This window comes from Bacillus sp. YBsi01, assembly GCF_038406745.1.
GTDB classification, from domain to species: domain Bacteria; phylum Bacillota; class Bacilli; order Bacillales; family Bacillaceae; genus Bacillus; species Bacillus siamensis.
On sequence record NZ_CP151679.1, the window covers coordinates 2188479 to 2214289 of the forward strand.

At 41.2% G+C, this 25811-nt stretch carries 25 protein-coding genes and 2 pseudogenes; 12 read left to right on the top strand and 15 right to left on the bottom strand.

What is annotated here, in order from left to right:
• Positions 1–342 precede the first annotated feature (342 nt).
• A complete protein-coding gene (locus tag AADZ70_RS10900) occupies positions 343–1209 on the top strand; it encodes an endonuclease (RefSeq protein ID WP_342007032.1) in 867 nt (288 codons plus the stop codon).
• A gap of 543 nt (positions 1210–1752) precedes the next feature.
• Here AADZ70_RS10900 and AADZ70_RS10905 read toward each other — a convergent pair.
• Both AADZ70_RS10905 and AADZ70_RS10910 read right to left on the bottom strand, forming a co-directional pair.
• A complete protein-coding gene (locus AADZ70_RS10905) occupies positions 1753–2079 on the bottom strand; it encodes an AzlD domain-containing protein (protein WP_342007033.1) in 327 nt (108 codons plus the stop codon).
• On the bottom strand, positions 2070–2798 hold the full coding sequence (locus AADZ70_RS10910; RefSeq protein WP_016938039.1) for an AzlC family ABC transporter permease: 729 nt from the start codon (positions 2796–2798) through the stop codon (positions 2070–2072). Before AADZ70_RS10910 ends, AADZ70_RS10905 begins: the two co-directional genes overlap by 10 nt.
• Positions 2799–2928: 130 nt before the next feature.
• Between AADZ70_RS10910 and AADZ70_RS10915 the strand changes: the two genes are divergently transcribed.
• From AADZ70_RS10915 to AADZ70_RS10940, 6 genes and pseudogenes are all read left to right on the top strand, one after another.
• Complete coding sequence (locus tag AADZ70_RS10915; RefSeq protein ID WP_342007034.1) at positions 2929–4410, top strand: PLP-dependent aminotransferase family protein; 1482 nt, start codon at positions 2929–2931, stop codon at positions 4408–4410.
• Between the two features lie 156 nt (positions 4411–4566).
• A pseudogene (locus AADZ70_RS10920) lies at positions 4567–5911 on the top strand (IS1182 family transposase).
• Positions 5912–6515: 604 nt separating this feature from the next.
• Positions 6516–7226, top strand: coding sequence for a phenylalanine--tRNA ligase beta subunit-related protein (locus AADZ70_RS10925; RefSeq protein WP_045926024.1), 711 nt, complete (start codon positions 6516–6518; stop codon positions 7224–7226).
• Between the two features lie 31 nt (positions 7227–7257).
• Positions 7258–8454, top strand: coding sequence for an aminotransferase class I/II-fold pyridoxal phosphate-dependent enzyme (locus AADZ70_RS10930; protein ID WP_017696706.1), 1197 nt, complete (start codon positions 7258–7260; stop codon positions 8452–8454).
• Between the two features lie 57 nt (positions 8455–8511).
• A complete protein-coding gene (locus AADZ70_RS10935) occupies positions 8512–9477 on the top strand; it encodes a fatty acid desaturase family protein (RefSeq protein ID WP_016938032.1) in 966 nt (321 codons plus the stop codon).
• A gap of 116 nt (positions 9478–9593) precedes the next feature.
• Positions 9594–9746, top strand: a complete 153-nt coding sequence (locus AADZ70_RS10940; RefSeq protein ID WP_342008077.1) for a hypothetical protein — start codon at positions 9594–9596, stop codon at positions 9744–9746.
• Positions 9747–10064: 318 nt separating this feature from the next.
• On the opposite strand, the gene ugpC is transcribed toward AADZ70_RS10940, so the two are convergent.
• Entirely contained in the window at positions 10065–11168 is a 1104-nt protein-coding gene (ugpC, locus tag AADZ70_RS10945) for a sn-glycerol-3-phosphate ABC transporter ATP-binding protein UgpC (RefSeq protein WP_342007035.1), read from the bottom strand.
• A 180-nt stretch (positions 11169–11348) separates the two neighbouring features.
• On the opposite strand from ugpC, the gene frlR reads away from it, so the two are divergent.
• The gene (frlR, locus tag AADZ70_RS10950; protein WP_016938029.1) at positions 11349–12077 is read left to right on the top strand and encodes a transcriptional regulator FrlR; all 729 of its coding nucleotides are present in this window, start codon (positions 11349–11351) and stop codon (positions 12075–12077) included.
• Between the two features lie 24 nt (positions 12078–12101).
• Here the strand turns inward: frlR and AADZ70_RS10955 are convergent, their stop codons facing one another.
• From AADZ70_RS10955 to frlB, 5 genes are all read right to left on the bottom strand, one after another.
• Positions 12102–12959: a fructoselysine 6-kinase gene (locus tag AADZ70_RS10955; RefSeq protein WP_047477661.1), complete on the bottom strand. Its 858-nt coding sequence runs from the start codon at positions 12957–12959 to the stop codon at positions 12102–12104.
• 13 nt (positions 12960–12972) lie between these two features.
• Positions 12973–13875, bottom strand: a complete 903-nt coding sequence (locus AADZ70_RS10960; protein ID WP_016938027.1) for a carbohydrate ABC transporter permease — start codon at positions 13873–13875, stop codon at positions 12973–12975.
• Between the two features lie 3 nt (positions 13876–13878).
• Entirely contained in the window at positions 13879–14757 is an 879-nt protein-coding gene (locus tag AADZ70_RS10965) for a sugar ABC transporter permease (protein WP_016938026.1), read from the bottom strand.
• A 56-nt stretch (positions 14758–14813) separates the two neighbouring features.
• Entirely contained in the window at positions 14814–16082 is a 1269-nt protein-coding gene (locus AADZ70_RS10970; protein WP_047477659.1) for an ABC transporter substrate-binding protein, read from the bottom strand.
• An 80-nt stretch (positions 16083–16162) separates the two neighbouring features.
• Positions 16163–17149, bottom strand: a complete 987-nt coding sequence (gene frlB, locus AADZ70_RS10975; protein WP_016938024.1) for a fructosamine deglycase FrlB — start codon at positions 17147–17149, stop codon at positions 16163–16165.
• 193 nt (positions 17150–17342) lie between these two features.
• Between frlB and AADZ70_RS10980 the strand changes: the two are divergent.
• A pseudogene (locus tag AADZ70_RS10980) lies at positions 17343–18270 on the top strand (MerR family transcriptional regulator).
• Between the two features lie 32 nt (positions 18271–18302).
• Here AADZ70_RS10980 and AADZ70_RS10985 read toward each other — a convergent pair.
• Genes AADZ70_RS10985 through AADZ70_RS10995 form a run of 3 tightly spaced genes read right to left on the bottom strand, consistent with a single transcriptional unit; the run spans position 18303 to position 20357 of the window.
• Complete coding sequence (locus tag AADZ70_RS10985) at positions 18303–18893, bottom strand: sporulation delaying protein family toxin (protein WP_064778650.1); 591 nt, start codon at positions 18891–18893, stop codon at positions 18303–18305.
• The gene (locus AADZ70_RS10990) at positions 18886–19830 is read right to left on the bottom strand and encodes a sporulation-delaying protein SdpB family protein (RefSeq protein WP_342007036.1); all 945 of its coding nucleotides are present in this window, start codon (positions 19828–19830) and stop codon (positions 18886–18888) included. Before AADZ70_RS10990 ends, AADZ70_RS10985 begins: the two co-directional genes overlap by 8 nt.
• Positions 19827–20357, bottom strand: a complete 531-nt coding sequence (locus AADZ70_RS10995; RefSeq protein WP_049627319.1) for an SdpA family antimicrobial peptide system protein — start codon at positions 20355–20357, stop codon at positions 19827–19829. Before AADZ70_RS10995 ends, AADZ70_RS10990 begins: the two co-directional genes overlap by 4 nt.
• Positions 20358–20480: 123 nt before the next feature.
• Between AADZ70_RS10995 and AADZ70_RS11000 the strand changes: the two genes are divergently transcribed.
• Positions 20481–20753, top strand: coding sequence for a DUF1648 domain-containing protein (locus AADZ70_RS11000; protein ID WP_060964347.1), 273 nt, complete (start codon positions 20481–20483; stop codon positions 20751–20753).
• A 38-nt stretch (positions 20754–20791) separates the two neighbouring features.
• On the opposite strand, the gene AADZ70_RS11005 is transcribed toward AADZ70_RS11000, so the two are convergent.
• The 4 genes from AADZ70_RS11005 to AADZ70_RS11020 form a co-directional block, all read right to left on the bottom strand.
• Entirely contained in the window at positions 20792–21166 is a 375-nt protein-coding gene (locus AADZ70_RS11005; protein WP_016938018.1) for a nucleotide excision repair endonuclease, read from the bottom strand.
• A 66-nt stretch (positions 21167–21232) separates the two neighbouring features.
• The gene (locus tag AADZ70_RS11010; RefSeq protein WP_342007037.1) at positions 21233–22348 is read right to left on the bottom strand and encodes an FAD-binding oxidoreductase; all 1116 of its coding nucleotides are present in this window, start codon (positions 22346–22348) and stop codon (positions 21233–21235) included.
• 590 nt (positions 22349–22938) lie between these two features.
• The gene (locus AADZ70_RS11015) at positions 22939–23673 is read right to left on the bottom strand and encodes a hypothetical protein (RefSeq protein ID WP_342007038.1); all 735 of its coding nucleotides are present in this window, start codon (positions 23671–23673) and stop codon (positions 22939–22941) included.
• 71 nt (positions 23674–23744) lie between these two features.
• Complete coding sequence (locus AADZ70_RS11020; RefSeq protein WP_342007039.1) at positions 23745–24248, bottom strand: hypothetical protein; 504 nt, start codon at positions 24246–24248, stop codon at positions 23745–23747.
• 128 nt (positions 24249–24376) lie between these two features.
• Here AADZ70_RS11020 and AADZ70_RS11025 point away from each other — a divergent pair, with 128 nt between their 5' ends.
• Positions 24377–24838 carry a DUF2691 family protein gene (locus AADZ70_RS11025; protein WP_342008058.1) on the top strand — a complete coding sequence of 154 codons (462 nt, stop codon included), beginning with the start codon at positions 24377–24379 and terminating at the stop codon, positions 24836–24838.
• 136 nt (positions 24839–24974) lie between these two features.
• Positions 24975–25811 (top strand): chitosanase, encoded by an 837-nt coding sequence (gene csn, locus AADZ70_RS11030; protein ID WP_342007040.1) that lies wholly within the window; start codon positions 24975–24977, stop codon positions 25809–25811.

Consider the following 25811-nt stretch of genomic DNA (forward strand, 5'->3'; position numbering starts at 1 on the left):
AAAAACGTTTATTTTTTGGTCACAGTATCTCATGTAAAGCCCACAGAAAACACAGTAATCAGCCGCAATGAATGAAGGAACCAGCGAGAGGAAAAAAGGAGGACAAAAAACCTTTCATATGAACAAGCCAAGCTTACAGGAGAAGCGCTGCGGAGATCGCGGGACGGATGAAAACAGAAATGCCGGCAGCTTGCCTCCTCCCAACTGAAGCAAAAACCGAGTCTCAGGATATCCCCCAAAGGAACCAATTTACAATTTTAATGAAAAATATACAAAATGACACTTCTATCCTTTATATCAATTTTAGATAATAGATATGAGTTGATAAAAGGAGGGCAAGCGATGACAAAAAAAGCATGGTTTCTGCCGTTCGTCTGTGTATTACTGATTTCCGGATGGTTTGCGCCGGCAGCTTCAGCAAGCGCGCAAACCGCATTAAGCCTGAATGACCGATTGGCGTCTTCCCCTTCAGGAAAAATGAGCCTTCTCTCATTAGCCACACCCGCAGCACCTTATACTGACATTGACACCTATTATGAAGGGGCTGACGGAAAAACAGGGAAATCGCTAAAAAGCGCCCTGCACCGCATCATCAGCGGACACACGATGCTGTCCTACAGCGAAGTGTGGAACGCACTGAAAGAAACCGATGAAGATCCGGCAAATCCGAATAACGTCATCCTGCTCTATACGAATGAATCACGGTCCAAAAACTTGAACGGCGGCAATGTCGGCGATTGGAACCGCGAGCACGTCTGGGCGAAATCCCATGGCAATTTTGGTACGGGCAAGGGACCCGGAACTGATATTCACCATTTGCGACCGGCTGATGTCCAAGTTAACAGCGCCAGAGGAAATATGGATTTTGACAATGGCGGCACTGAATATAAGAAAGCACCCGGAAATTATTATGATGGCGATTCATGGGAACCCCGTGATGATGTTAAAGGCGATATTGCCCGCATGCTGTTTTACATGGCTGTCCGTTACGAAGGTGATGACGGCTATCCTGACCTTGAGCTTAATAATAAGACAGGCAACGGCTCGGCTCCTTATATCGGCAAACAATCTGTCCTGCTCGACTGGAATAAACAGGACCCGGTTGACGACCGTGAGCGAAAAAGAAATGAAATCATTTATGAGAAATACCAGCACAACCGCAATCCATTTATCGACCACCCTGAATGGGCCGGCGACATCTGGCCGTAAGAAAAAGGTGCTCCTTGTGAGGAGCACCTTTAGATAACTTTGGTAAACATATTCTGAGCAAAAGGGATACTCATTTAAGATAATTATACACACACAATACAAAATCATTCTTAGGAGGAGCTTTTAAAATACAAGACAAACAAAAAATAGACTAATTAGAAATTAAAATAACCGGTAGTTTTTAAGATTAATATCTTTCGAATATGAGCTTATTCGTAGGATACTAAAGAAAGTACGAAGTACCGGATTTATTGTGCAAAAGAGCTCTTACCTATTCCTTTAGAAAGACTGGCCCCTACCACTTGGATAGGTGTAACGAACGAATGAGATGCATTTGACAAGTTTTAGACATGGGAGCGAAAAGCTACAAGTGTTGCGTAGAGAATACGTACGATACATGGAAACTATTGGAGTTATTACTACCTTAAAATTCTTGTACTGTGGATAAACGCTTAGCATCCAGCTTCAGCGCCTAGCCCCTCGAGGTCATAAGCGACGCTGATCAAGGCGCTTGCGCTTTTGTTCTTTCCTTTATATTTAAAATTATAGAAAATATCTTAGTAAACTAATAGTTATCATTCCTGCCACTACAGCACCTAGCAAACTCTTAGTTAATAAAACAACTAAAAAAGTTGGTATGATTCCTAATAACTCATGATTATTTGAGAGAGGTGAAAAATTATCATCTTCAAAAAGAAGTTCTTGACCCAACAAAGCAGTCATAACAGTAACCGGTACAAAACTTAGCCAACTCAAAAACCATTTAGGCAACTCTATTTTACTTAAAAAAAGGAGTGGGATTACTCTAGGTAATAATGTAACAATACCTGTACCTAAAACAATGAGTAAAATATCTAATCTCAATTCCATTTCTTAATCACCATCCCGACTGTTGAAGCAATAATAGTTGTCACCATGACGGCCCACATACCTGGCATTAAATAGTTAACAGCGATCAAACAAAAAATTGTAAAGATAGCTATTGATATTTCGAGAGCTTTATTGGTCTTACTCAAAATCTGTAGAACCAATAGGCCAGCGAACATCGCAGGTAAAGCAAAGTCCATCCCTATAGACTCTGTATCTGTTACTAAACCTCCAAAAATACCTCCTAGGACATTAGCAAGTAACCAATTGATATATGCTGTTATATTTAATCCGAGTAGCCAAGAAAAACTCGCTTCCTTCCTATTTTCTAGATGATTGGATGCAACACCAAATGTTTCGTCCGTAATTTGCGAACCAATAACAAAGTTTTTCCAAGCGGAAAATTTACGACAATAAGGAGCTAAAGAAGCACTAAATAGCAAATGTCGTAGATTTACTAAAAAGATTGAAAAGAGAATGGAAGTGATTGCACTTCCAGCCAAAATCATTCCAGCTGTTACAAATTGTCCTGAACCTGCATAAAGGAATAGGGATAACAATGCAATTTCTAGAACACTTAGACCAGCTGTCTTTGCAACTACCCCTGCTGCAAAACCAATACTGAGATAACCAAACACAGTCGGCAAGCAAGCTTTCACACCATCCATAAAAGTTTCTTGGCTTTGTGCTGAACGTTTAAGTTGAAGAGCACTGTCTGACATACGAATTCCACCTTTTTATAATTTTCAAAATAAGTTATATTGTATGGTATGACCCTAATATAAACCAATAATTAGAATAACAGTCAACATAACACTATAACACCTTGATGGTTTTACGGAGGGATTAAATTTGAAAATTGAATTGAACAGATATAGTAGAATATCCCTTGTGCAACAAATATACGAAAATCTATCCGACAGAATACGGTCAGGGATATTAAATGAGGAGGAGTGTCTGCCTTCAATTAGGGAAATGTCCAAAAATTTAGAGGTGAGTTTTCTTACAGTTGTGAAAGCTTATGATCTACTTGAACAAAATAACCTTGTCAAAAGAGTACAAGGAAAAGGAACTTTTGTTAAATCGCATTCCATCAAGTGTGAAAAATCAAAAAACACGGGGAGTTCATACAAGTGGCAACTTTCAGTACAAGATTATCTTCCAAGAACACATTTTGATACACATTACAATTCGTCAGATCATAGTTTACAATTTTCATTAGCAGCTATTGCTCCCTCTCTCTTGCCAAATAGATATCTAGAAAACGAGATTCATATAATGTTAGAAAAAAATCCTCTTATCTTATCAGAATATGGACCAATTCAGGGAGACTTAGATTTAAGAATAGCTATGAAACGAACTTTAAAGAAACAAAAAATTAATGTTAGCGAAAAGGATATTTTAGTTACAAACGGTACACAACAGGGAATAGACTTAGTAGCAAGGACATTTATTGGTCCAGGAGATGTAGTTATAGCAGAAGCGCCTACTTATCCAGCAGCATTAGACATATTCCGTTCGCGAGGAGCCTCAATTTTACCCGTTCCAATAGATAAAAATGGAATAAGAACAGACATATTAATTAAACTATGTGAAACAAAAAATCCTAAATTAATATATACAATCCCTAATTTCCACAATCCCACAGGAATAGTTCTTAGTGACGATAGAAGAGAACAACTGTTAACAATTGCTCAAGAATTTAAAATTATAATTATTGAAGATGATCCTTGGAGTGAAATTTATTACAATGAAAAACCGCCAAATCCAATTAAAAGTTTGGATACTAAGGGGAATGTTATATATCTAAAAGGATTAAGTAAAACACTAATTCCTGGTTGTAGAATAGGATTACTAACTGCAGATGGGACTATTTTTAATCGTTTGGTATCATCAAAAATGAATGCTGACCTTGGAAGTCCTTTATTAACACAAAAAGCTTTATATCCACTATTTCAATCTAAAAGAATGGAAGATCATATAAAAAAATTAAGAACTGCATTAAAAATAAGAAGAGATTTAGTAATTAAGTTGTTAAAGAAACATATGCCTGAAGGTGTTAAGTGGATAGAACCAAAAGGAGGATTAAATATTTGGATATCTATTCCTGAAAAGTGGGATACCAAACAGTTATTATTAGAATGTCAAAAGAAAAACCTATCTTTCCTACCAGGTTTTGTATGTTTTTCTGGTGAACCAGAAACAAATCATTTAAGATTAAGCTTTTCATATCTAAACGATAAGGTTTTAGAGACAGGAATTATAGAATTATGTAGAATCTTAAAAGAATTTTTATCAGTTACTCCTCCAGAGAATAGTCGGCTAATATTATAAAATAGATATTTTAGTAACCTATTATCAAAAAAGAGCGAATATTAAAAATGTTCACTCAGGCTGTCGAGAAAATCTCGACAGCCTTTATTTTTCCTTAAAATATCCATTCTCCTGCAATAAAATAAAAGAAAGACTAAAAAGGACGGTGTCTTTCTCATGTTCCACACAAGAAACTCTTCTCAAAACACAGCCGAATTTGTTCTGCTTGACCAACTCGTCGAAGAGGATCATCTGCTTCGTAAAATTGATAAACACATAGACTTCTCTTTCATCATTGAAAAGGTGAAACCTTACTACAGCGAAAACAAAGGCCGGCCCTCACTTGATCCGCTGATTTTATTCAAAATGATGTTTATCGGATACCTCTACGGTACCCGTTCAGAAAGACAGCTTGAAAAAAATTTACTACAATATGGCGTACAGATGGTTTTTGGGACTGAATATCAATGACCCAGTTCCGCACTACTCCACCATCAGCTGGAACAGACGAACACGCTTTAAAGATACAACTATTTTCCAAGACATCTTTGATGAGATCGTTCGCCAGGCCATCAATCATGACATGGTGGGCGGACGTGTACTTTTCACCGATTCAACTCAACTGAAAGCCAATGCCAACAAGCACAAATACACAAGAAAAACGTCTGAACAGGATACACAAAACTATATCAAAGATTTAAATGAAGCCATCCAAGAAGATCGGGAGGAACACGGAAAAAAGCCATTACCCGCCAAAGAGGAGGTGAAACTGAAAAGAGATCCCCCAAAGTACCACTGATCCTGAAAGTGGATATATGTACCGTGAAAACAAACCGGAGGGTTTCTTTTATTTAGATCACCGCACAACGGATATGAAATACAACATTATCACCGATGCCTATGTCACGCCCGGAAATGTCCATGATTCTGTGCCCTATCTTGACCGATTGGATCTTCAAATCGCACATTTGGTTTTCAAGTAGAAGCCGTCGCTCTTGATTCCGGATATTTAACGACTCCGATCTGTAAAGGATTAGCTGACCGCCATATTTTTGGCGTTATTGCCCATAGACGATATCACCCTACTAGAGGCTTGTTTCCAAAATGGAAGTTTCATTATGACAGTGAAGATGACAGTTATATTTGCCCGAACCAGCAAAAACTTACATACTCAACAACTGACCGAAAAGGCTAACGGTCATATAAATCAAATCCTGAAACCTGTTCCGCATGCCCTTTACTTGCGCAATGCACAAGATCAAAAAACCGCCAGAAGGTCATCACCCGGCATGTATGGGAAGATCCTAAAGAAAAGGTCAAACAAAATCGCTTGTCTGTTTCAGGAAAAACCCTCTATAAAAAAAGAAAAAAAATAGAGCGAAGCTTTGCAGATTCAAAACAGCTGCATGGACTTCGCTATTGCAGGTTGAGGGGAAAACGAAATGTGAGTGAACAAGTTATCCTCACAGCCGTATGCCAGAACATGAAGAAGATTGCCACATACCTAGCCAAGCAGGGCTAGGCATGTGGGAGCGCTTTTTCTGCATCTGAAACTGATGAATATTTAAAGAAACTGGATAAAACAAAAAATCTTGTAGAAAAAACATCGTTTTCTCTACAAGATGAGTGAACATTAAAAATGTTCACTCTTTTTATATGGGGTGGCGGCAAACTTCTACCCTGAGGAATACAAGTTTATAAAAGGTTAGGTGACATTTGCTGAGTCTGCAATTCAAGATAAGTTAGGGGGAGAAGCAAAATCCTATAAATGGGAAATTTTCATAAAGGATACTGGCGTCCAATTCTTCACAAAACCTTATGTTCCGCTAATTAGCGAAACTAGGGTTAAAGAGCATAACTCTACTAAAAAATTCAATCATATAAAAAAATTTAAAAACAGTCAAGGAAGAGCAATAACACTACTTATAACACTAGGGAATTTAGAATAACACTTGTATTCGATTGTTATTTACAAATTTAGTCATATCTCGATAAACTGACACATGAAACACCACAGAAAAACAAGTAATAACGAAAAAAATATCAGAATGGGAGGATTGAAGTTTTATTGCATATGTTCCATGGAGCATTTACAAACAAAATCAAGAGGGAGAACTAACTTTCATATGGGTAAACTTTACACATTATCTATCGAGAAAGAAATGTTAGAAAAATTCAAGGACATTCACTTAACAGGAATTATCGTTAAAAACTTGAAGGTGAAAAGTATAAATCCTAATTTTTTTGAACCTTATATTTCCGGCTTAAATGAACTCTATAAACAACAGGATGTAACTGAAAATGAAGAAGTGAAAAAATGGAGAAATATATACAAAGAAATGGGACTAAAGCCAAGTAAATACCATTGTTCTTTTGAAAGTATTCTTCGAAGATATTTAAAAGGCTTTAATTTTCTGGGCATTAATAATGTTGTAGATTCCTATAACTCTGTGAGTCTATTACATCAAAAATGTATTGGTGGTTATGATCTAGACAAGATTCAAAATAAAATCACTCTCCGTTTTGCGAAGGAAGGTGAAACTTGCTTACCAATTGGAGCAAGCGAACCAATTTCTCTTTCTAAGAACTCTGTTGTATATGCGGATGAAGAAAAGGTGTTGTGTTCCTATTGGAACTATAGAGATTCTGAGTATACAAAAATTACTGAAAATACAAAAAACTCTATATTCTTTATAGATGAAATTGACGCAACACCTACAAAAGGGAAAAATGCGATCAAGGACTTAGCAAATCTACTAAAAGATACATGTGATGCTCAAATTATATATCAATTTGAACTAAGTAACGAGTATCCCACTAATTATTTCGAAGTTTAAATAAATTATTATTCGTAAGGGAGAGTTATTAATGGAAAATAAAAATAGAGGTTTTCAAACTAGTTGTATTCACTCTGGAGAAGAATGGAATAAGAGTGGTCATTTGAGTCCCCCAATATGTCAATCTACAGCATTTGAATTTCCCAACACTGAGGAAGGTGCACGTAGAGCAGCAGATATACATGCGGATGAGTTTTACGGAAGATGGGGTAGTAGAAATGAAAGGGAGTTTGAAGCGATTATAGCTGCATTAGAAGGAGCAGAAGATGCCGTATCTACTTCTTCAGGATTAGCAGCAATATCGATGGTATTCCATGCTTTACTGCAACCAGGAGACCATTGTGTTGCTGTACATAATTGTTATTCCGAGTCGAAAATATTAATCGAGGAATTATGCAAACAACATTCTGTTGAACTTACAATGATTAGTTCAGAGGATATTGAAAACTATAGGAATGCCATTAACCCAAATACAAAACTTGTATATGCAGAAACACCAGCAAATCCAACTATCACTCTTGTAGACATTCAAGAAGTGTCTAGGATTACAAAAGAACAGAGTGACGCAATCTTTGTAGTGGATTCCACTTTTGCAACACCATACAATCAACAACCTTTAAAGCTCGGAGCCGATATTGTACTACACTCGGCAACGAAGTATATTGGCGGTCACTCTGATGTTGTAGCTGGAGTTTGTGCAGGAAACAAAGACTTAATGAGCAAAGTGAGAAAAGCATTTTCGTTCCATGGTCCGAAATTAGATCCTTTTGCAGCATGGCTTTTATGCCGCGGTGTGAGAACTTTAGGATTGCGAGTTCAAAAACATAACGAAAATGCTTTGAAAATAGCTACATTCCTCGAAAATCACCCTATGGTAAATAAGGTATATTATCCATTCCTTAAAAGTCACAAACAACATGATATAGCCGCTCGTCAAATGACTGGTGGGGGGGGAATGGTTTGCTTCGAGGTAAAAGGTGGAATGAACTCGGGTCTTTCACTTATATCTAACGTGAAACTTAATAAGATGGCTGTTAGTCTTGGTGGTTATTCAAGCACCATTACACACCCTGCTTCTATGACTCACAATTTATTACCTCGTGAGGAAAGAGAAAAAGGTGGAATTACAGATGGAATGCTTAGACTTTCAGTTGGAATTGAGGAAGTTGAAGATATCCAAGCTGATTTAGAAAATGCATTAAATCAAGCAAATTTAGTAACAAATTAATATAAATAATAGGGTGCCATTCGGCTCCCTATTCTAATTAATAACGGAGGAAAAGTCATGTCTTCAGTGAACTCTATCTTTTCACAAGAAACTAGAAAAAAATTAACCAAACTTTACAAGAAAAATAACTGGTATAACTTCTTATGTATCTTCTTTAATTGGGGCGTGATAAGCAGTTCGATTTATTTATCTATGAAAACCCCTAATATTTGGATATACCTATTAAGTATTACCTTGATTGGAAGTAGAATGAGAGGTTTTGACAATCTCATGCATGAAGCAAGTCATAAAATGTTATTTAAGAATAAACACTTAAATAAATGGGTTACTTGCTTTTTTATAGCCTTTCCTATATTCACTTCTTTTACAACGTACTGTAAGTCACATGTACTACATCACCGTTTCTTATGGGATCCTCAGAAAGACCCAGATACCAAACGATATGAGTTAATGGGGTTAGATAAACCACAGAAAAAAATGAGCACATTCTTAATTAATCATATTATTAAACCATTAACATTATTACATGTACCTAAGTATATATTTGGAACATTAAAAGTTAATCTTTTCTCAAAAGAAGAGCCATTGAGCGAACGTATCGCACGCCTCGGTTTTTGGGCAACTATTTTAGTAGTTATTGCTGTATTTAATCTATGGTTAGAGTTATTGTTATTTTGGTTTGTACCATTATTAACAACATTTCAAATCATTAGATATTGGGCGGAAATGGCAGAGCACTCAGGTTTAAAAACTGATCATCCCCTCTATTCAAGTAGAAACACACTTGGTAATCCTATCGAAAGATTTATCTTGCATCCACATCATGATAATTACCATCTTGTTCATCACTTATTTCCTGGTATACCGCACTACAATTTAAAAAAGGCACATATTATATTAATGGAAAATCAAGAATATAGAGAGGCGCATCATTGTATGGGCTTCTTTAAGTCCTTCTTACCTGGATTTTCATCGGTTATAGAGGACATATGCGGTAAATTTATATTTTTGCGAGATAAATAATACTACTTTATTGTAATAATGAATGCCACAAGTTAATTACAGAATACTTGTGGCATTCATTTTATATAAATTGTTATTAGCAAAAGAGCTATAATAAAATATTAGGAGATGTAGATATGAAGGTAGTCAAATTTGGTGGTTCCTCGTTAGCAACAGGTAATCAAATCAAAAAAGTGTTTAATATAGTTGTGTCAGGTCCAAACCGAAAAATAAATGTAACGGCAAGTGAAAGACTTAAAATCAGCAGGGCAGCTGTGATTACGGGATAATTAATTCGCTGAAAAGGACGGCCGCTATACCACGTTCTTTATTGAGTATTTCTTCTCTTAAAACTCCTCATACTCCGCGCGGGATCTTAACCGTTATGGGTATGTCCGGGCGGGTAAGCGAATGATGATCTTCATGTCGTTTTCTTCAAGGAGAAATCAAAAACAGAGATATTTACAGGCTGGCTGTCTAGCGGTGCTGATTTTGGAATAGAGACAGTACCGGGCTAGATATGCCAGCGTAAGATCACTTAGAAATTGTTTTATGATGCTTTCCTGCAATTTGCTCAAGCTGAAGATGCCTTTTCAGGAGCACCTTTCCTAATACACAGCCTCTTCCGTCTCCGCATCGAAAAAGACGGCGTGATCCATTTTCACTGCCAGCTGAATCGAATCGCCTGCGGCAATTCGCGTGTTCCCATCCAGGCGCACCGTCAGCCGCTCGTCCCCGCTTGTGACATGGACAATCAGCTCCGATCCCAGATTTTCATTCACTTCCACCTTTGCTTTACACACTGAATCAAACAGCTGTTCATTCCCTGCCACATGTGTGATATGCTCCGGCCGGATGCCGGCAATCATCTGTTCTCCGGCGTAACCCTTTTGTCTAAGCCGCTTCGCTTTTTCTTCAGGAATGTGAAGCCGGATCGAAGGATTTGTGAAAAACAGCTCGCCATGCTGCTCTTCTATGACGCCTTTCAAAAAGTTCATTCCGGGAGAGCCGATGAAACCTGCGACAAACAGATTTGCCGGATAATGATAAATGTCATGAGGTTTCGCCACCTGCTGGATTTCTCCTTCATTCATCACGACAATCCGATCGCCCATTGTCATCGCTTCGGTCTGGTCATGTGTGACATAAATGATGGTAGCCTCTAAACGCTGGTGCAGCTTGCTGATTTCTGTACGCATCGTCACTCTCAGCTTCGCATCCAAATTGGAAAGCGGCTCGTCCATTAAAAAGACCTTCGGCTCCCTCACAATCGATCTGCCCAGCGCCACCCTTTGCCGCTGCCCGCCGGAGAGCGCCTTCGGTTTTCTCTTCAGCAAATGCTCAATCTCTAAAATTTGAGCTGCCGCATGAACCCGCTCGGTAATTTCCTGTTTGGACATCTTTCTGAGCTTTAATCCGAACGCCATATTATCAAAAACCGTCATATGCGGATAAAGCGCATAGTTTTGGAATACCATCGCGATATTACGTTCTTTCGGAGGGAGATCATTGACCCGCTCCCCATCAATGAGAAGGTTTCCTGCAGAGATGCTTTCCAGTCCCGCCACCATCCGCAGCGTGGTCGATTTTCCGCATCCTGACGGCCCCACCAGCACCAAAAGCTCCTTATCCTTTACATTTAAATCAAAGTCCTTCACCGTTAATTGTGAGTGATATGATTTTTTGACATGTTCAAATGTTAACGAAGCCATCAGACATTCCCCCTATCTTTTCATCTGTTATTTCGTCACTGGAAACAACGCGGTCTTTCTGTTATTTTTAAAATAATCAATTCCTATTTTTGCTATATTCCTAAAATAATAAATGCGAATTTGTATTATAACGTCATATTACATTATAATATGAATAACAGGTTAAAAGGAGGCTACCTTTTGTTAAACAATGGAAGTTCTACACCTTTATACATTCAGCTGAAACAAATCATCACTGATGATATCAAAAAGGGCGTGTATTCTCCCGCCGCCAAGCTGCCTACTGAAAACGAGCTTTGCAGCAAGTATAATGTCAGCCGCATTACCGTCAGGAAAGCCATTCTTGATTTAGTCGAAGAAGGCTATCTGATCAGGCAGCAGGGAAAAGGAACGTTCGTTAAAAGCCCTAAATTAAAACGGGAGCTGATTGCAGTAAACGGCTACTCGGAATTTATGGAATCAACCGGAAAAAAACCGAAGCACCATGTGCTGTCCCATGAGATCATTCCGGCGGCAAACCTCATTGCTGAGAAGCTTCAGATCAATCCCGAGAGCCCTGTCGTTGAACTAAAACGGATTTTATATAACGATGACCAGCCGCTCACCTTTGAAGTGACACATTATCCGCTGGATCTGTTTCCCGCTATTGATACGTTTATTGCTGACGGCGTATCCATGCATGATATTTTGAAACAGCAATACCAAGTTGTTCCGACTCACAATACGAAGCTATTAAATGTCGTATATGCCCAGCAGGAGGAAAGCAAATACCTGGATTGCGATATCGGCGATGCGCTGTTTGAAATTGATAAAACGGCTTTTACATCAAATGACCAGCCAATCTACTGCTCATTGTTTTTGATGCACACAAACCGTGTCACCTTTACCATCAACAGCCCCTACACTTAATAGGCATAAAAAACGAGACACTGCTTACAGTATTCTCGTTTTTTCACTGCTTCCCCCGTCATCCTCCAAGCGATAAGGATGGCCATAGCCGAAAGCCCCGTACACACTGCAAGTTTTTGCAGCCGTTTCCGCCGCTTGGCGCAAAGCAGGCGTTATGTCCTGCTTCTCACAAAAGGCAGTCAAAAAACCAGCGATAAAAGAATCTCCCGCTCCAAGTGTATCTATTATATCAATTTCCACAATCGGCTGATGATAGATTCGGTCTCCCGCAGACAGGATCGCTCCCTGGCTCCCGCGAGTCAGACAAACGAATTTGGCTCCGTACCCATGAGCTTTTTCAACAAGCGCACCGCACTCTGACTCACTCAAATCGCTTCCTGAGAAAAACGCATACGTCACATAAGGACAGACCTTTCTCAAATAATCATCCTCCCGATTGGTTGAAAAATCAAAAGAGACCGGGATCAGCCCACACAGCTGCGGAAGATCGTTCTCAAGCCGGCTGTACACACTGGTATGCAGCAGATCATGCCCGCTGATAAAGGCGAGATCTTTCTCCTGGAACACGAGCCGGAGCCGGGACTGAATGCCGCCTTTATTTGACCTGACAAAAATTCGGTCCCCCTGTTCATCAAGGGTAACAATCGCCATTCCGTTTTCTCCGTGCGCTTGGCGGATGTAATCCGCATTAACCTTCTCTAAATTCAGTACGTTCAAAAGATGTGCCGCAGCTTCGTCATTGCCGACAATTCCGATATAAGAAGCCTCGTGCCCGAGCCGTTTGGCAAGCACAGCGACATTCAAGGCATTTCCTCCCGGGTAGAACGTTTCTTGATCCTTATAGTAATCGACAACGTTATCTCCGACCGCAATCAATTTCATTTCTCTTCCCCCTTTAACCTTTTACACTTCCGCTTGCAATCCCGCGGACAAAATATTTCTGCATCAATAAAAATAGAATGATAATCGGTGCTGCTGAAATCGTTAACCCCGCCAGCAGGACGCCCCAATCTGTCTGCAGCGCGTCTCTGAACTGCATCAGCCCGGCTGGAATGGTCCGCAAATTCTCATCATCTATGAAAATAATCGCAAACATAAACTCATTCCACGTATGATAAGCCGTCAAAATGCCGGAGGTGACCAGGATCGGCACACTCATTGGTAAGAAAATTCTGAAAAATACTCCGAAACTCGAACACCCATCTAAATAAGCCGCCTCCTCCAATTCTTTTGAAATAGAAAGAAAATAAGAGCGGATCAAAATGATGGTGAATGGAATCCGGTAAGCCGCATACGGGAGGATCAACGCCCAATACGTATTGTACAGGCCAAGCGACTGAATAATAGAATAAAGCGGAACAAGACTGACCTGCGGCGTCAGCATCAATCCGCCAAGACACAACACCAAAAAGAATCCTTTTCCTTTAAACTCAAAACGGGAAAGTCCATACGCCGCCCATGCACTGATAAAGACAGTGATCACACACGTCAGCGCCGTGACAATGACACTGTTCATAAAATAAGAAGAAATCCCCTGATTCCAGGCCGACACAAAGTTCTCCGGATGCCAAGAAGACGGCAGCGACCAGCTGTGCTCAAAAATATCATCCGAGTTTTTAAAAGCGCTCATCACCATCCATATAAGCGGGTAGGCGATCGCAATCAGATAAAGAAACAGAAAAACCCACACAGACGTTTCTCCGATGTACCATTTTCGTCTAGGCTTTCTTTTCTCCTCAATGCGCCGGTCAGGCACAGGCTCCAATCTGAACGAATCTGTCTTCTTCTGGGGCAGCATCTGTTAATCCTCCTTTCCGGTTTTAAAGAACTTCATTTGCATGAGCGACAATACGAGGGTAATGATTAACACAACGGTGGCAATCGCTGAGGCATAGCCCATCATATCCTTTGTAAAGGCGCTTTTATATAAAAACGTGCTTAAAACTTCTGAAGCGTTTCCCGGCCCGCCGCCTGTCAAGATGTACGGTTCATTAAATACCGTAAAAGCCCCTGTCAGCGTCATGACGACCGCAACAAATGACATCTCTTTCGTCTGGGGAACGGTAATGTGAAAAAACTGCTGAATTTTTCCCGCCCCGTCAAGCCGGGCCGCTTCATACAGTTCATCCGGTATTTTTTGAATCGACACAATGTACAGCATCGCAATATAACCGACAGATTGCCATTGAGACACGAAAATAACAGAAAGCATAGCCGTGCTGTCCTCCCCAAGCCAAGCCCTCGTCAGCTGATCAAGACCTGCCGCCTGAAGCAGCTGATTCAACAGCCCCGTCTCAGGGTTGTAAATAAAATCAAACAAAAGCGCGATCACCGTCATAGAGATGACGACCGGCAAAAAGAAAACGGTGCGAAAAAACGGCGACCATTTTCTGACCAGCTTATCCTCAAGCACCGCCGCCAAAATCAAACCGCCAAATACCTGGCATACAATGGAGATCACAGCGTAAAGCACATTATTGGAAAGCGCCTGGTAGAAGACAGGATCATGAAATAGTTCCACATAGTTTTTCAAGCCGATAAACGTTTTTTCCGGAGAAAAAGAGCTCCACTGAAACAAGCTGAGGAAGACATTCTCAAAAATCGGGATATAAACGAAAAGTAAAAAAACGAGAGCGGGCACCAAAAACAAATAGGGGATTATTTTATTCTGATTGACCAAGGATATCTCATCTCCTTTATAAAAAGAAAAGGTGCGAAGCTTCACCTTTTCTTGATTTATTCAGATTGCGCCCTCACTTGCTTCGCTGCTTTTTGAACGGCTTTCATCACCTGCTCCGGTGTCATGTCGCCTCCAAGCATTTGCTGGACGCTCGTTAGGTACGCATCTGCAATTTCAACATCGACATCCATATCAAACCATGGAACCATTGATTTGGCATCAACAATATGCTGAACGGCTTCACGCTGGACGGCTGTAGAATTTTCTTCAGTTGCCGTTCCTTGCACTGCACTGTATTTTCCGACATCTTTGACGAGCTTTTCCCCCATTTTCTTCGACGTCAGAAACTGCAAAAATTCCACTGCTTCCTTCGGATGTTTTGTTTTTGAGGAAATCATGAATCCTTCCGGCGCTCCCGTTAACGCTTCTGAGGATCCTTTTTGCCCGCTGATTTCAGGGAATGGGAACATCCCCAGATTCACCGGTTCAACCAGCTTGATTTCCGCTGTTTCCGCATATATCATCGCCGACTTTCCGCTCTTAAATTGCTGTCTTACATATTCGTGGTCGACGGAGTTTACATGTTTATTGAAGTAGGGCATCAGCTCCTGAAGCTTTTCAAGTGCTTTTACATAGCCTTCATCGGTAAATTCACCTGTTTTGGCGTTATAGTCCTTTTCCCGGGTTTTTTCATCGACCATCCGCTGATTGAGCGTGCCGATATAGTGCGAGATTGTCCAAGTTGCCTTTGTGCCGAAGCTGATCGGTGTGTATCCATGTGCTTTCAGCTTCTTTGACACATCGATTAATTCATCCCATGTCTTCGGCGGATTAAGGTTCAGTTTTTGAAAAATGTCTTTATTATAGAAGAATGATTTAGCGTCCATTTGCCACGGCACGCCATATTGCTTGTTTTCATAAGTAAATGGTGTGATTTGCGATTGAACGAGCTGTGATGACCAATCGGTATCATTTTTGTAGTAGGACGAGAGATCAAGTGCTTTATTGCCTTTGATGAATTTAAAAGCAAACTCGTCGCTCCAAGAGAAGTAAATGTCTGGAGGACTGGTGGTTCCCAGCATAACCTTAATTTTGTCTTTATAGGAGTCATTCAAAACGGATTCAATCTGAATGTTGATATCCGGGTGCTTTTTTTCAAATTCCTTCACAACCTCTTGAAAGTAACTTTTTTCCGGCTCCTTCGGCCATCTGTGGAAAAATTTCAATGTCACCTTTCCGTCCGCTGAACTGCTCTGACTCGAACAGCCTGCAATGGTGAGCATACTGACAGCTGCAATGATCAAGAACAACAACATTTTCTTCAAAGGGTTGGCCTCCTCTGGACACTAGACTATAATGTTATATAACATTATAGTCTAGTGCATAATGGTTCCTCATTTTCAGATCAATACTCAACTTTCCACATGTATCTTCTATGAGATAAAGGATGATTTCTCGCCTCTGCCAGCTCGTCTGCGTAGCTTCTCAGCACACGGTTGAGGACGAGCGGGGCAAGGTAGCCTTTAACTGAATCGTCAATTGCAGTGAAATCGTAAGATGCGGCATCAAGCACAGTGAGCTTTCTGCCATACTTTTTCGAGAAGGAAAGCGCCCGCTCTTCAAGAGGTCTTGTTTCGTCTAAGCCGAGCAGGATAATAAATGGAACGGATTCATCAATGATTTCAAATGGTCCGTGAAAATATTCTCCGGCATGAATGGCGTGGGAATGAATCCATTGCATTTCCATGAGAATGCAGATGCTGTAGGAGTAAGCGACACCGTAGTTTGCACCGCTTGCCATTGTGTAAATGATGCTTTCTTTTTCATGAGCTTTTGCGAATTGCTGTGCGTTGTCAGCTTCCTGCTTAAGGGCTCCTTCATACACAGCCTGTAATTGGTCTAAGCCTTCAATGGCCTGCTCAAATTTCGTGTTTTTTTCTAAAACTTGCAGGGTGCCGAAAACGATTTGATACAAAACGCCATAGTTCGTATTGATCGCAAGCGCCTCATCACCCCAATCGTACTGGGCAACATATTGCGCTTCCTGTGCTAAAGGAGACTCCGGTTTATACGTCATCGCAATCGTAAGTGCGCCTTTGCCCCTTGCAAACGCGGCAGCTTTAACTGTTTCCGGGGTATTTCCCGAATGCGAGCACAAAATAACAAGAGACTTTTCACCAAGCTGAACAGGGTTGCGCTGAATAAATTCGTTTGAGCTGTAAAGGTCTGAGCTGATTGATTTTGACTCCCTGTCAAACACATATTTACTCGGATACATAATGGCCGAAGACCCTCCGCAAGCGACAAAGAAGACATGATCAATGGTTTTCCCTTTCAAATCCTGCAAGAAAGCTTGAACCTCACGATTTACTTTTGCTGTGGCCTGACTCAAATCCTTCACTCCTTATTTTTATTATATAACGTTATATAACATTATATATTGTTATATTAATCGCAATAAAGGTGTGTTGTCAATTATATTTTCTGAAATTTCTAAAATATAAAGCGGGATCGCCTTATTTCCCGCACTCTCTTGACCTGACCCTTAGAGACACGTTTAGAATAAAAGCAGGGAGTGATGCAGAATGAATATAAAAGAAGCTGCCCGGCAGACGGGTCTCACGAAAAAAGCCATCAAATATTATGAGCAGGAAGGTTTAATTACCGTCAGCAAAAACCCTGATAACGGATACCGTGAGTATTCCGCAAAGGATGTAAATACACTGAAAATGATTGCCGCCCTTCGAATGCTGGCACTGTCCGTAAGCGATATTAAAGCGTTTCTCTTAGAGGGCAGCAGCCTGCATGAGATACTGCAGCAGCAGCATCAAAAGCTCAGCCGGCAGATTGAAGGGCTTGAGCAGGAACGGAAACTCACCGAACTGCTGCTCAAACGCGTGGAGGGTGCAGAAAATGTCGATTCCATTTTACATGACATCGGCGAAGTCCAAATAGACGAACCGAAGTATATGGGGCTTCAGCTGAAAAAAACTGTTCCCGGGAGATTTCGGAAAATTTATCGCCGCGCTGTTTGAACCGTTCCTCGACTTTTCTATTGATACAGATGAGAAAAAAACGACATGGGCGGAGCTTATTAAAGTATTGGATGATATGGAAGAAGTGCCGGCCGCTCACCCGATCATGCAGCTGGTCGGCAAGGAGGATCCGGCTCAGCTCCAGCAGCACAAAGCCCAGCATGACCAATTCATCGAGCGGATTTTGGAGAGAGACCCCGCTACTTGGGACACTCATAAAAACACAATCATTCAGCTCGTAAAAAGAGTGCAGACAGATGAAGAATACAGAGAAAACCTGATCAAGGTCGGGGAATCCGCTTCGGATCTGCCTGCGCTTAAGGCGGGTTCGCCTTTCAGCGATCTCCTTCAAAAGCTCAGTCCGACATATGACAAATACGTGCGCCTTCAGCTTGAACTGAAAAAAGAAGCCGACGAGGAGCTCGGCTTTGATTCAGAGGCATATTTAAAAGAGATGCTGCAAATAAAAAAACGCTAAGGCCGTTTTCCTTAGCGTTTCTTTCTTCAGCTTCAGTGCTGCGCATTAATGCGGTCCACGACATTAGCGATGAGCTGCTCTTTGCCTAAGTCGGAATCTTCGTCAACGCTTGCTACGGTCAAAATGATGGCCGCTACCGCAAGAGCGATCGTCTCAATGGCGGCTGCCGCGTTTAAAAACACCCAAACTGCCGTTGCGCATTGGCCGATGGCCGTTGATTTTCCTTTGTCCATGCTTTTTTTGTCAAATTCTTCTTTCAGCACTTTCGCCATAATCTGCGAACCTTGATCAATGACGCTGTTCACTTTCTCATAATCGCCGCTGTAGACCGCGGCTTTTAACTTTTTAAAATAATCCGGCGATGACTTTTTAATATCAGCGATCACCTGATCGGAAACTTGCTTTAATTCGTCCTGATTAATCTTTTTGACAGCTTTGGTATCCCATACCTCGGGAAGAAGCTTTGCGACCTCACCTTGTCCAAAAAAGATGCCGGAAAAAATGTCTTCACCCGAATAAGAGACGGCTGGCTTCGTTTTCGCTGTGGCATGCGGGCCGACTAATGCGACCATTAAAACAAACACCAGCAGCATGGCGGCAGCTGACCTTTTACTTTTAACCATATAATTTCCTCCTTTTCCTTTTATTGAGAAAATTGTAACTAATAAAATAGGAATTGTAATGGTTCAAAGCTACTGTTTTCTCTGCCGGCACCAAAAACAGGACCAAAATACCAGACACTGTAATGGAAAATGAGGTAAGCCCAAGCATGACAGCAAAAATTTCATGCATAAAAATGGATATAAACAAGATCAGGCGCCAATATTTTTTCGGAGCGAACAAAGCGCAGAACATAATGGTTTGCACAATGAGCGTGCCCCAAGTCGGGATGATGACAAGCTTTGACTGCAAGATAAAGTCAAACAGACTGTGAAGCGCATCCGGCAGCCCCAGCATCGGATCGTTCAAATAGTAATAAACGGCGGTGCCATTCTGCCACTCTTCTTCCATCAGTTTGGCAATGACGGAGTTAAAGTACAGCATCGCGACCTGTATTCTGATGATTGTCAGTGTCGCCCAGCATAAGGAACGGTAATAAGGCTCAAGCGGCCTTTTCTCAAAAGACGCTTCGTACGGAGACCAGTGCCACTTCCGCGGATCAGTTAATGTCAAGGGCAGCAGCAGCAGCGTAAAGACGGCAGCCACCTGATCTCCCCCATCAAGGGTAACGGCGGAGTTTTGGAAGCTGTATGAAATCCACCAGTGAAAAAAACCGGTTAGGCGGGGCCGCCAGCCAATGACAACCAGAATTAAAATACAGATACAAACGGCTTTGACGACCTCAATGTAACGGAATTCGGGAAACAGCAAGAACAGGCTGAACGTATCGGAAAAGCTGAGCATTTGATTTTGCGTTTTAAAGAAGACAGACGCCGGATTGAACAGCAATGTCAGAAGCGTGCCGAGCGCGATTAAACTTCTGGCAAGCCCGTACACATTTGTCCAAGGCGGATTCTTCATCATCCATAAGGTGAGCTGCTTTTTTGCATCCTGAATCAATTGACATCCACTCCGATGTATTTTTTGATGGTTCGTTTCGTTTCAGTATGGCTGCTCCATGCCCATGGGGTAATGCGTTCATATGTAATGATCATTTTTCCTTTCAGCCTTGGGGAGGGAGACTCATTTTTCACCTTCAAAAATGTGGTATCCTTAAAGTCCTGGCCGGTCGTGAAGTCGTTCCACTTTTCTTTGGAAGGCAGCTTTTCCAGCATAAGGCCGAGCTCTATCCCTTGCGTCCGTCCGTAGCGGTTTAAGCCGATCACGTTTTTCAGAGAATTATTCGGCCATCTGAGCTCCTCCCCGGCATCAAGAAGATAGATGTTCAGGCTGTCTTCTCTCGGATCTTTACTGAAAAACCCCCAGCTTTGCGGATAAATCATAGAAACGGTTTTGGATTGATGTTTGGTTAATTGGATGGCGGAGCTTGGCAGTGCCGCGATAACGGTTAAAAACAAAACGATGATCCAGGCGGCCATGATAAAAAGAAAGAATGAAAACATGCCGGTTTGCTTCTTGTCAGTCAATCGAAACCCTCCTATTGTTTGGAAATTTCATTGACATGATTATACACCATTCAACAGGTAAAATATTGATAAATTAGATTTTTCGTACTAATATACTATTATATGTAAAAAAGGAGTGTTCATATGTTTTTGATGAATGATAAGGTGCTGTGGGGAGCGGTGGCTCTCGCCTTTATTCTTTCGATTGTGTTTTATCCGTTGCTTCCTGCTGATATGGCCATTCACTATGACGTGTCGAACCGTCCGAATACAGCTATCAATAAAACGGCCGGCGTTCTGATTTTACCCGTGCTTATGGTTGTCTGTATGTTATTCAGAAAACGGATCGTCCAGTTATTCCTCGTCGTATACTTTCTGCTGATCGTCCATATAGCGGTGCTGTGGCTGGCACTGTAACAACAATAAAACCGGAGCCTGAAGGGCTCCGGTTTTCCTTATTTATAAAATACTTTCTCAATGTTGTATTTTGACTGAAGGGTATTGATCGCGTACGTTTCGTAAATCTCCCTTTCCATCGGATCATTGACGACACATACTTCAATTTTATACACTTCGTCCCTGTGATGTTTAACAGGCGACACATTGTCTTCAAAATGCTTTTTGATTCTTTGTCTTAATTTACGGGCTTTCCCGACAAACAGCAGTTCATCATGAATGTTATAAAACATAAAGATGCCGCCTTTGTCTCTTGGAATTCGGTGAAAATCAATGAAACCGTAAATCGCTTTAATCGCCGGTTCATTTTCCGACTGTGACTGCTGCCGTTCCGTAATCGTTACATCAGGAGCAGGAAGGTTTATTTTTATCAAAATGGGTCACGTCCTCTTATTCATTAAAGCTCCATCCTATCATAAGAATGCGCCAAAAGCTATTTTTTATTCAAGCGCCCCGGCCGGATCATAAAGGCTCAAATCAATTTCTGTCTGCTGACCGAGCGCGAGTTTCGCCAGTTCAGCCCCCAGATACGGCCCGCTCGTCAGCCCTGAGGCGCCCAGCCCGTTGGCAACGAGAAGTCCGCTGATATTCGGCAGTCTGCCGATGACGGGAAGAAAACCGGGAGTAAACGGCCGGAATCCGACTCTTGTCTCCATCAAAGTACTGTCTGAAAGCCCCGGCGCCACGGTTAATGCTTTATCAAAAATCTCGCGGAGACCGCCGGCCGTCACCCGCAAATCCATGCCGGTATCGTTTTCATGAGTCGCGCCCGCTACAATCCGGCCGTTTGCAAACGCGAGAATGTATTGATCATTTGGAGGCATGACGACCGGCCAGCCGCCCGTATCCTCATCCTGAAGTTCTAAATGAACGATCTGCGCCTTTTGGTACGATACTGAAAAGCGGATGCCGAGCGGCTCAAGCAGCTCTCTCGCCCAAGCGCCGGCCGTTACGAGAACCTGATCGGCCAAAAGCCTGCGTTCTGCGGTTTTCACACCGATGACGGCACCGTCCTCTGTCAATATTGACGCCTCTTCCTTGTAAACAGCCGCGCCGTGCTTAACGGCAGCGTTTAACAGCGCCTTACGAAGCGCCCTCCCGTTCACCCGGGCCGCACCGCTGATATGAACCGCTCCGTATTCCTCCGACAGCGCAGGAAACAATGCCTTCGTTTCTTCCGGAGTCAGTCTTGTAATGTCACCGATTTCAGGAGCGTCCTCTCTTCTTTTATAAGCTCTTTCCTCCATTTGGCTGAGCTTTTTTTCATCCGTATGGAGACTGACGGCACCGACCTTTTGATAACCGGTGTCCGTTTCTCCGTCGGCTTCAAGCTGCTGTATCAATTGGTTATAATAACGGGCTCCGCCTTTTGCGATCGCATACCATGCCTGATTGCGGCGCTGCGACAGCCACGGGCAGACGATCCCCGCCGCAGCGTCAGTCGCCTGCCCCTTGTGTTTCCGGTCAAAGACCGTTACATCCGCACCGGTCTTTGCGAGATGATAAGCCGCTGACGCACCGAGAATGCCTGCCCCGATAATGATATAAGACTTCATGTGTAACACCTTTTCTATCTGTTTTGTCTTATTTATTTTAACAAATGGAGCGCTTTGCTTCGACCTTTTGCCCCCATATGAATAAGAGGAAGGATCGACCAATCTCTTCGCTCTTCTATCAAAGATCCCATCTCTATCAATAGAGAAAAGGTCATGTCATAAAAGTAAATCATCATGGATGTGAAGGAACACAGACCCTAAAACGACAATCGCAAGCTTTCAAAACAGTGGCCAGTATCAATTCAAAAGTCATAGTCAACATATATACAGATCAAAAACATAAGAGACAAGATAGAGAAAAGTAATGGCTAAACTCCTATCAAGCAAGAGATACCTGCTAATGAAACCATGATTAAAAACAGAGGAACATAACTCTGTTTTGGCTCTATTGTAACAAATGAACGATAATAGTAATAATATGATGTTCACTGGTAACGAGATTATCATTAAAGATGTATAGTAAGCTAAGATATCAAAAACATAAAAGAACGCGGCTAAGTATCAAGCCCCGTCCCTTTAGTAATAAAATTTTTGTGAGGATAAAGGAATTAACGTTATTATCCTTCCTCTATATAAACTGATCTATTGTGCTATTTTTTAGTAAAAACGAAAGTGTAGTATCCATCAGCTTCTCCAGTCCGCAACTTAATTGCTGATCTTCCATAGGCTGATTTACTACTCATTTTACCGTACATTGTAGAATACTGCGTTAAAGTACCCGTTGACTTTCTTTTGTAAGGCTTAAAAGCAATATATCCTGATTGACCTTTTTTTATTGTGAATGAATATGTACTAGAACTAGATTTTGCTGACGTAAAATTAAAACTAGCTCCATAGTTTATAGCCCTAATTTCTGATGAGGCATTAACACTGTATGACTTGGAAATATTCGCCTGCCATTGTTTATCTACTCTACAAGATGATGCAGTACACTTAATTGAGGCTGATACTTTAATAGGGTCTCCATAATATTTAGTGGATGATTTTTCTGTATAAAACCAACTTCTGATATCAACGTCAGCATAGGGCTTAAATTCTGGTTCGTCATTACTTTCCTCAGAAACAACAAACTCATTCTCTAAATCTTCGTTTTCTTTTATTTCAGTCGTTTTTTCATATTCATCTTTTGAAACAGGTACAAGCCCATTTTCTGTCGCTTTGAATGGTGCAATTACTGCATCTTGTTCCTCATCATAAAATTTTTCAACATTTGAATCAGATAGATTAATAGTATCTTGCTCGGCTGCAAATCCTTTCGTAGGATTTCCAAAAATCATCAAACATACCACGGAAAAGGTAATTAAAAACGCAACTTTCTTTTTCATATACACCCTCCTTATTTTTACGACACATTAAAATATTACCAAAGTAGGAGAGTTTTGTAAACTGGATGTGATTAATTTATACTAGGAATTAACAAATAGTATATTCCAGATTTCTTATCCACATGAGGGATTACATTATTATCTGTCTGAGTTTCAATTTTTAGTTTTTTTGTTTTGTTAACTCCAGCATATAATTTATACTTTTTACCTGAATACGACTTTACATCACCTGAAATATCAGTTTTAGTATTATTCTTGCTATTAAGTACTATATCATTCCCGTTCTTTACCCATGTCACTTTTTTATCTTTCCATACCAATGTTCCTGTTCCTATACCCATTTGTTTATTTTTTTCAAATTTGTATATCACAACTTTTTCATTGTCGATTTCCTTTGTTTCATCTATAAAATCAGTGATATAAGGTGATTCTTGTTTAGCATACTGTAAAGCTTCCTGTTCAGTATTAAATTTTTTCACTGAATCAGAAGTTCCATTATTCTTAATAAAAAAAAAGCCAACTATGAAAATAATACAGATAGCCAATAAACAAATGATGATCTTTTTCCCCTTCATAACAATAGTCCTCCAAATTAGAAATATATTAGCTATTATTATAACAATTTTACAGTAATAAAATAAAGATCTTATTGAATTAATTTCGAAATAGTCAGACACCAATTATTCGAATTCCTTATTTTATTATAAAACGCGGCATTACCTTTGACATCCCAAATCAATTCGGACGGTTTGCGGCAGATATATTAAAACCATTCCCCATCTCTTCCTATACGTGGTTTATCGGTGATGGAGAGGCGTATACTGAGTTCAAAAAAGACACCGATACAGACCTGTTTCCGCAAAATCAGCGCATCATTGAGGGTCAAGAACTCCGTCAGCGTCTGGAAGGAAACCCTTATTATATGATTTTTGCTGAATTGAAAGCTTTCCCGAGCGGGATGGTAACGGAAATCAATACGTACGAGGAGTATGTGGAGAGTTCCTGTGAACTTGTGCTTCTCATCGCGGATTGCTCGTATGTAACGTTATATTGCAAAGATCCGGACATGCTCGAAGCTTTTTTTCAGCAGGCTGTACAATGCGGGTTTCACCGCGTTGGCTATGTGACAGATGAGAATGATGCGAGAACGGGATTGTCTGTCTGATGAAGATGGGTTCTTTTTATGAAGCGCCGGATAGGGCTTATGATTCAAAATATTGACAAATTCGTGTGTTTTCAACAAAAAAACAACCCCCTCATGTATACTGAGTGCGTAACTTACATATGAAAGGGGTATGACAATGAAAATCAGTTTGAAGAAAAAAGCAGGTTTTTGGAAGAAGACGGCGGTTTCATCTCTTATTTTCACTATGTTTTTTACCCTGATGATGAGCGGTACGGTTTTTGCGGCCGGGCTGAATAAGGATCAGAAGCGACGGGCGGAACAGCTGACCAGCATCTTTGAAAACGGCAAGACGGAAATCCAATACGGCTATGTTGAAGCATTGGATGACGGAAGAGGTTACACCTGCGGCCGGGCCGGCTTTACGACGGCTACCGGAGATGCGCTGGAAGTAGTCGAAGTATACACGAAAGCGGTGCCGAATAACAAATTGAAAAAGTATTTGCCTGAATTACGGCGTCTTGCAAAGGACGAAAGTGATGACATCAGCAATCTGAAAGGATTCGCTGCTGCCTGGCGCTCACTTGGCAATGATAAGGCCTTCCGCGCTGCCCAGGATAAGGTAAATGACAGCTTGTATTATCAGCCGGCGATGAAACGTTCAGAGCAAGCCGGACTGAAAACGGCATTGGCAAAAGCGGTGATGTACGATACGGTGATTCAGCATGGCGACGGCGATGATCCAGACTCCTTTTATGCCCTGATTAAACGCACGAACAAAAAAATGGGCGGGTCACCGAAAGACGGAACGGACGAGAAGAAATGGTTAAATAAATTTTTGGATGTGCGCTATGACGATCTGATGAATCCGTCAGATGAGGACACCCAGGATGAATGGATAGTATCGGTTGCCCGTGTCGACGTTTTCCGTGATATTGTCAAAGAGAAGAACTACAATTTAAACGGGCCGATTCATGTCCAGTCAAGTGAATACGGAAATTTCACTATTCAATAA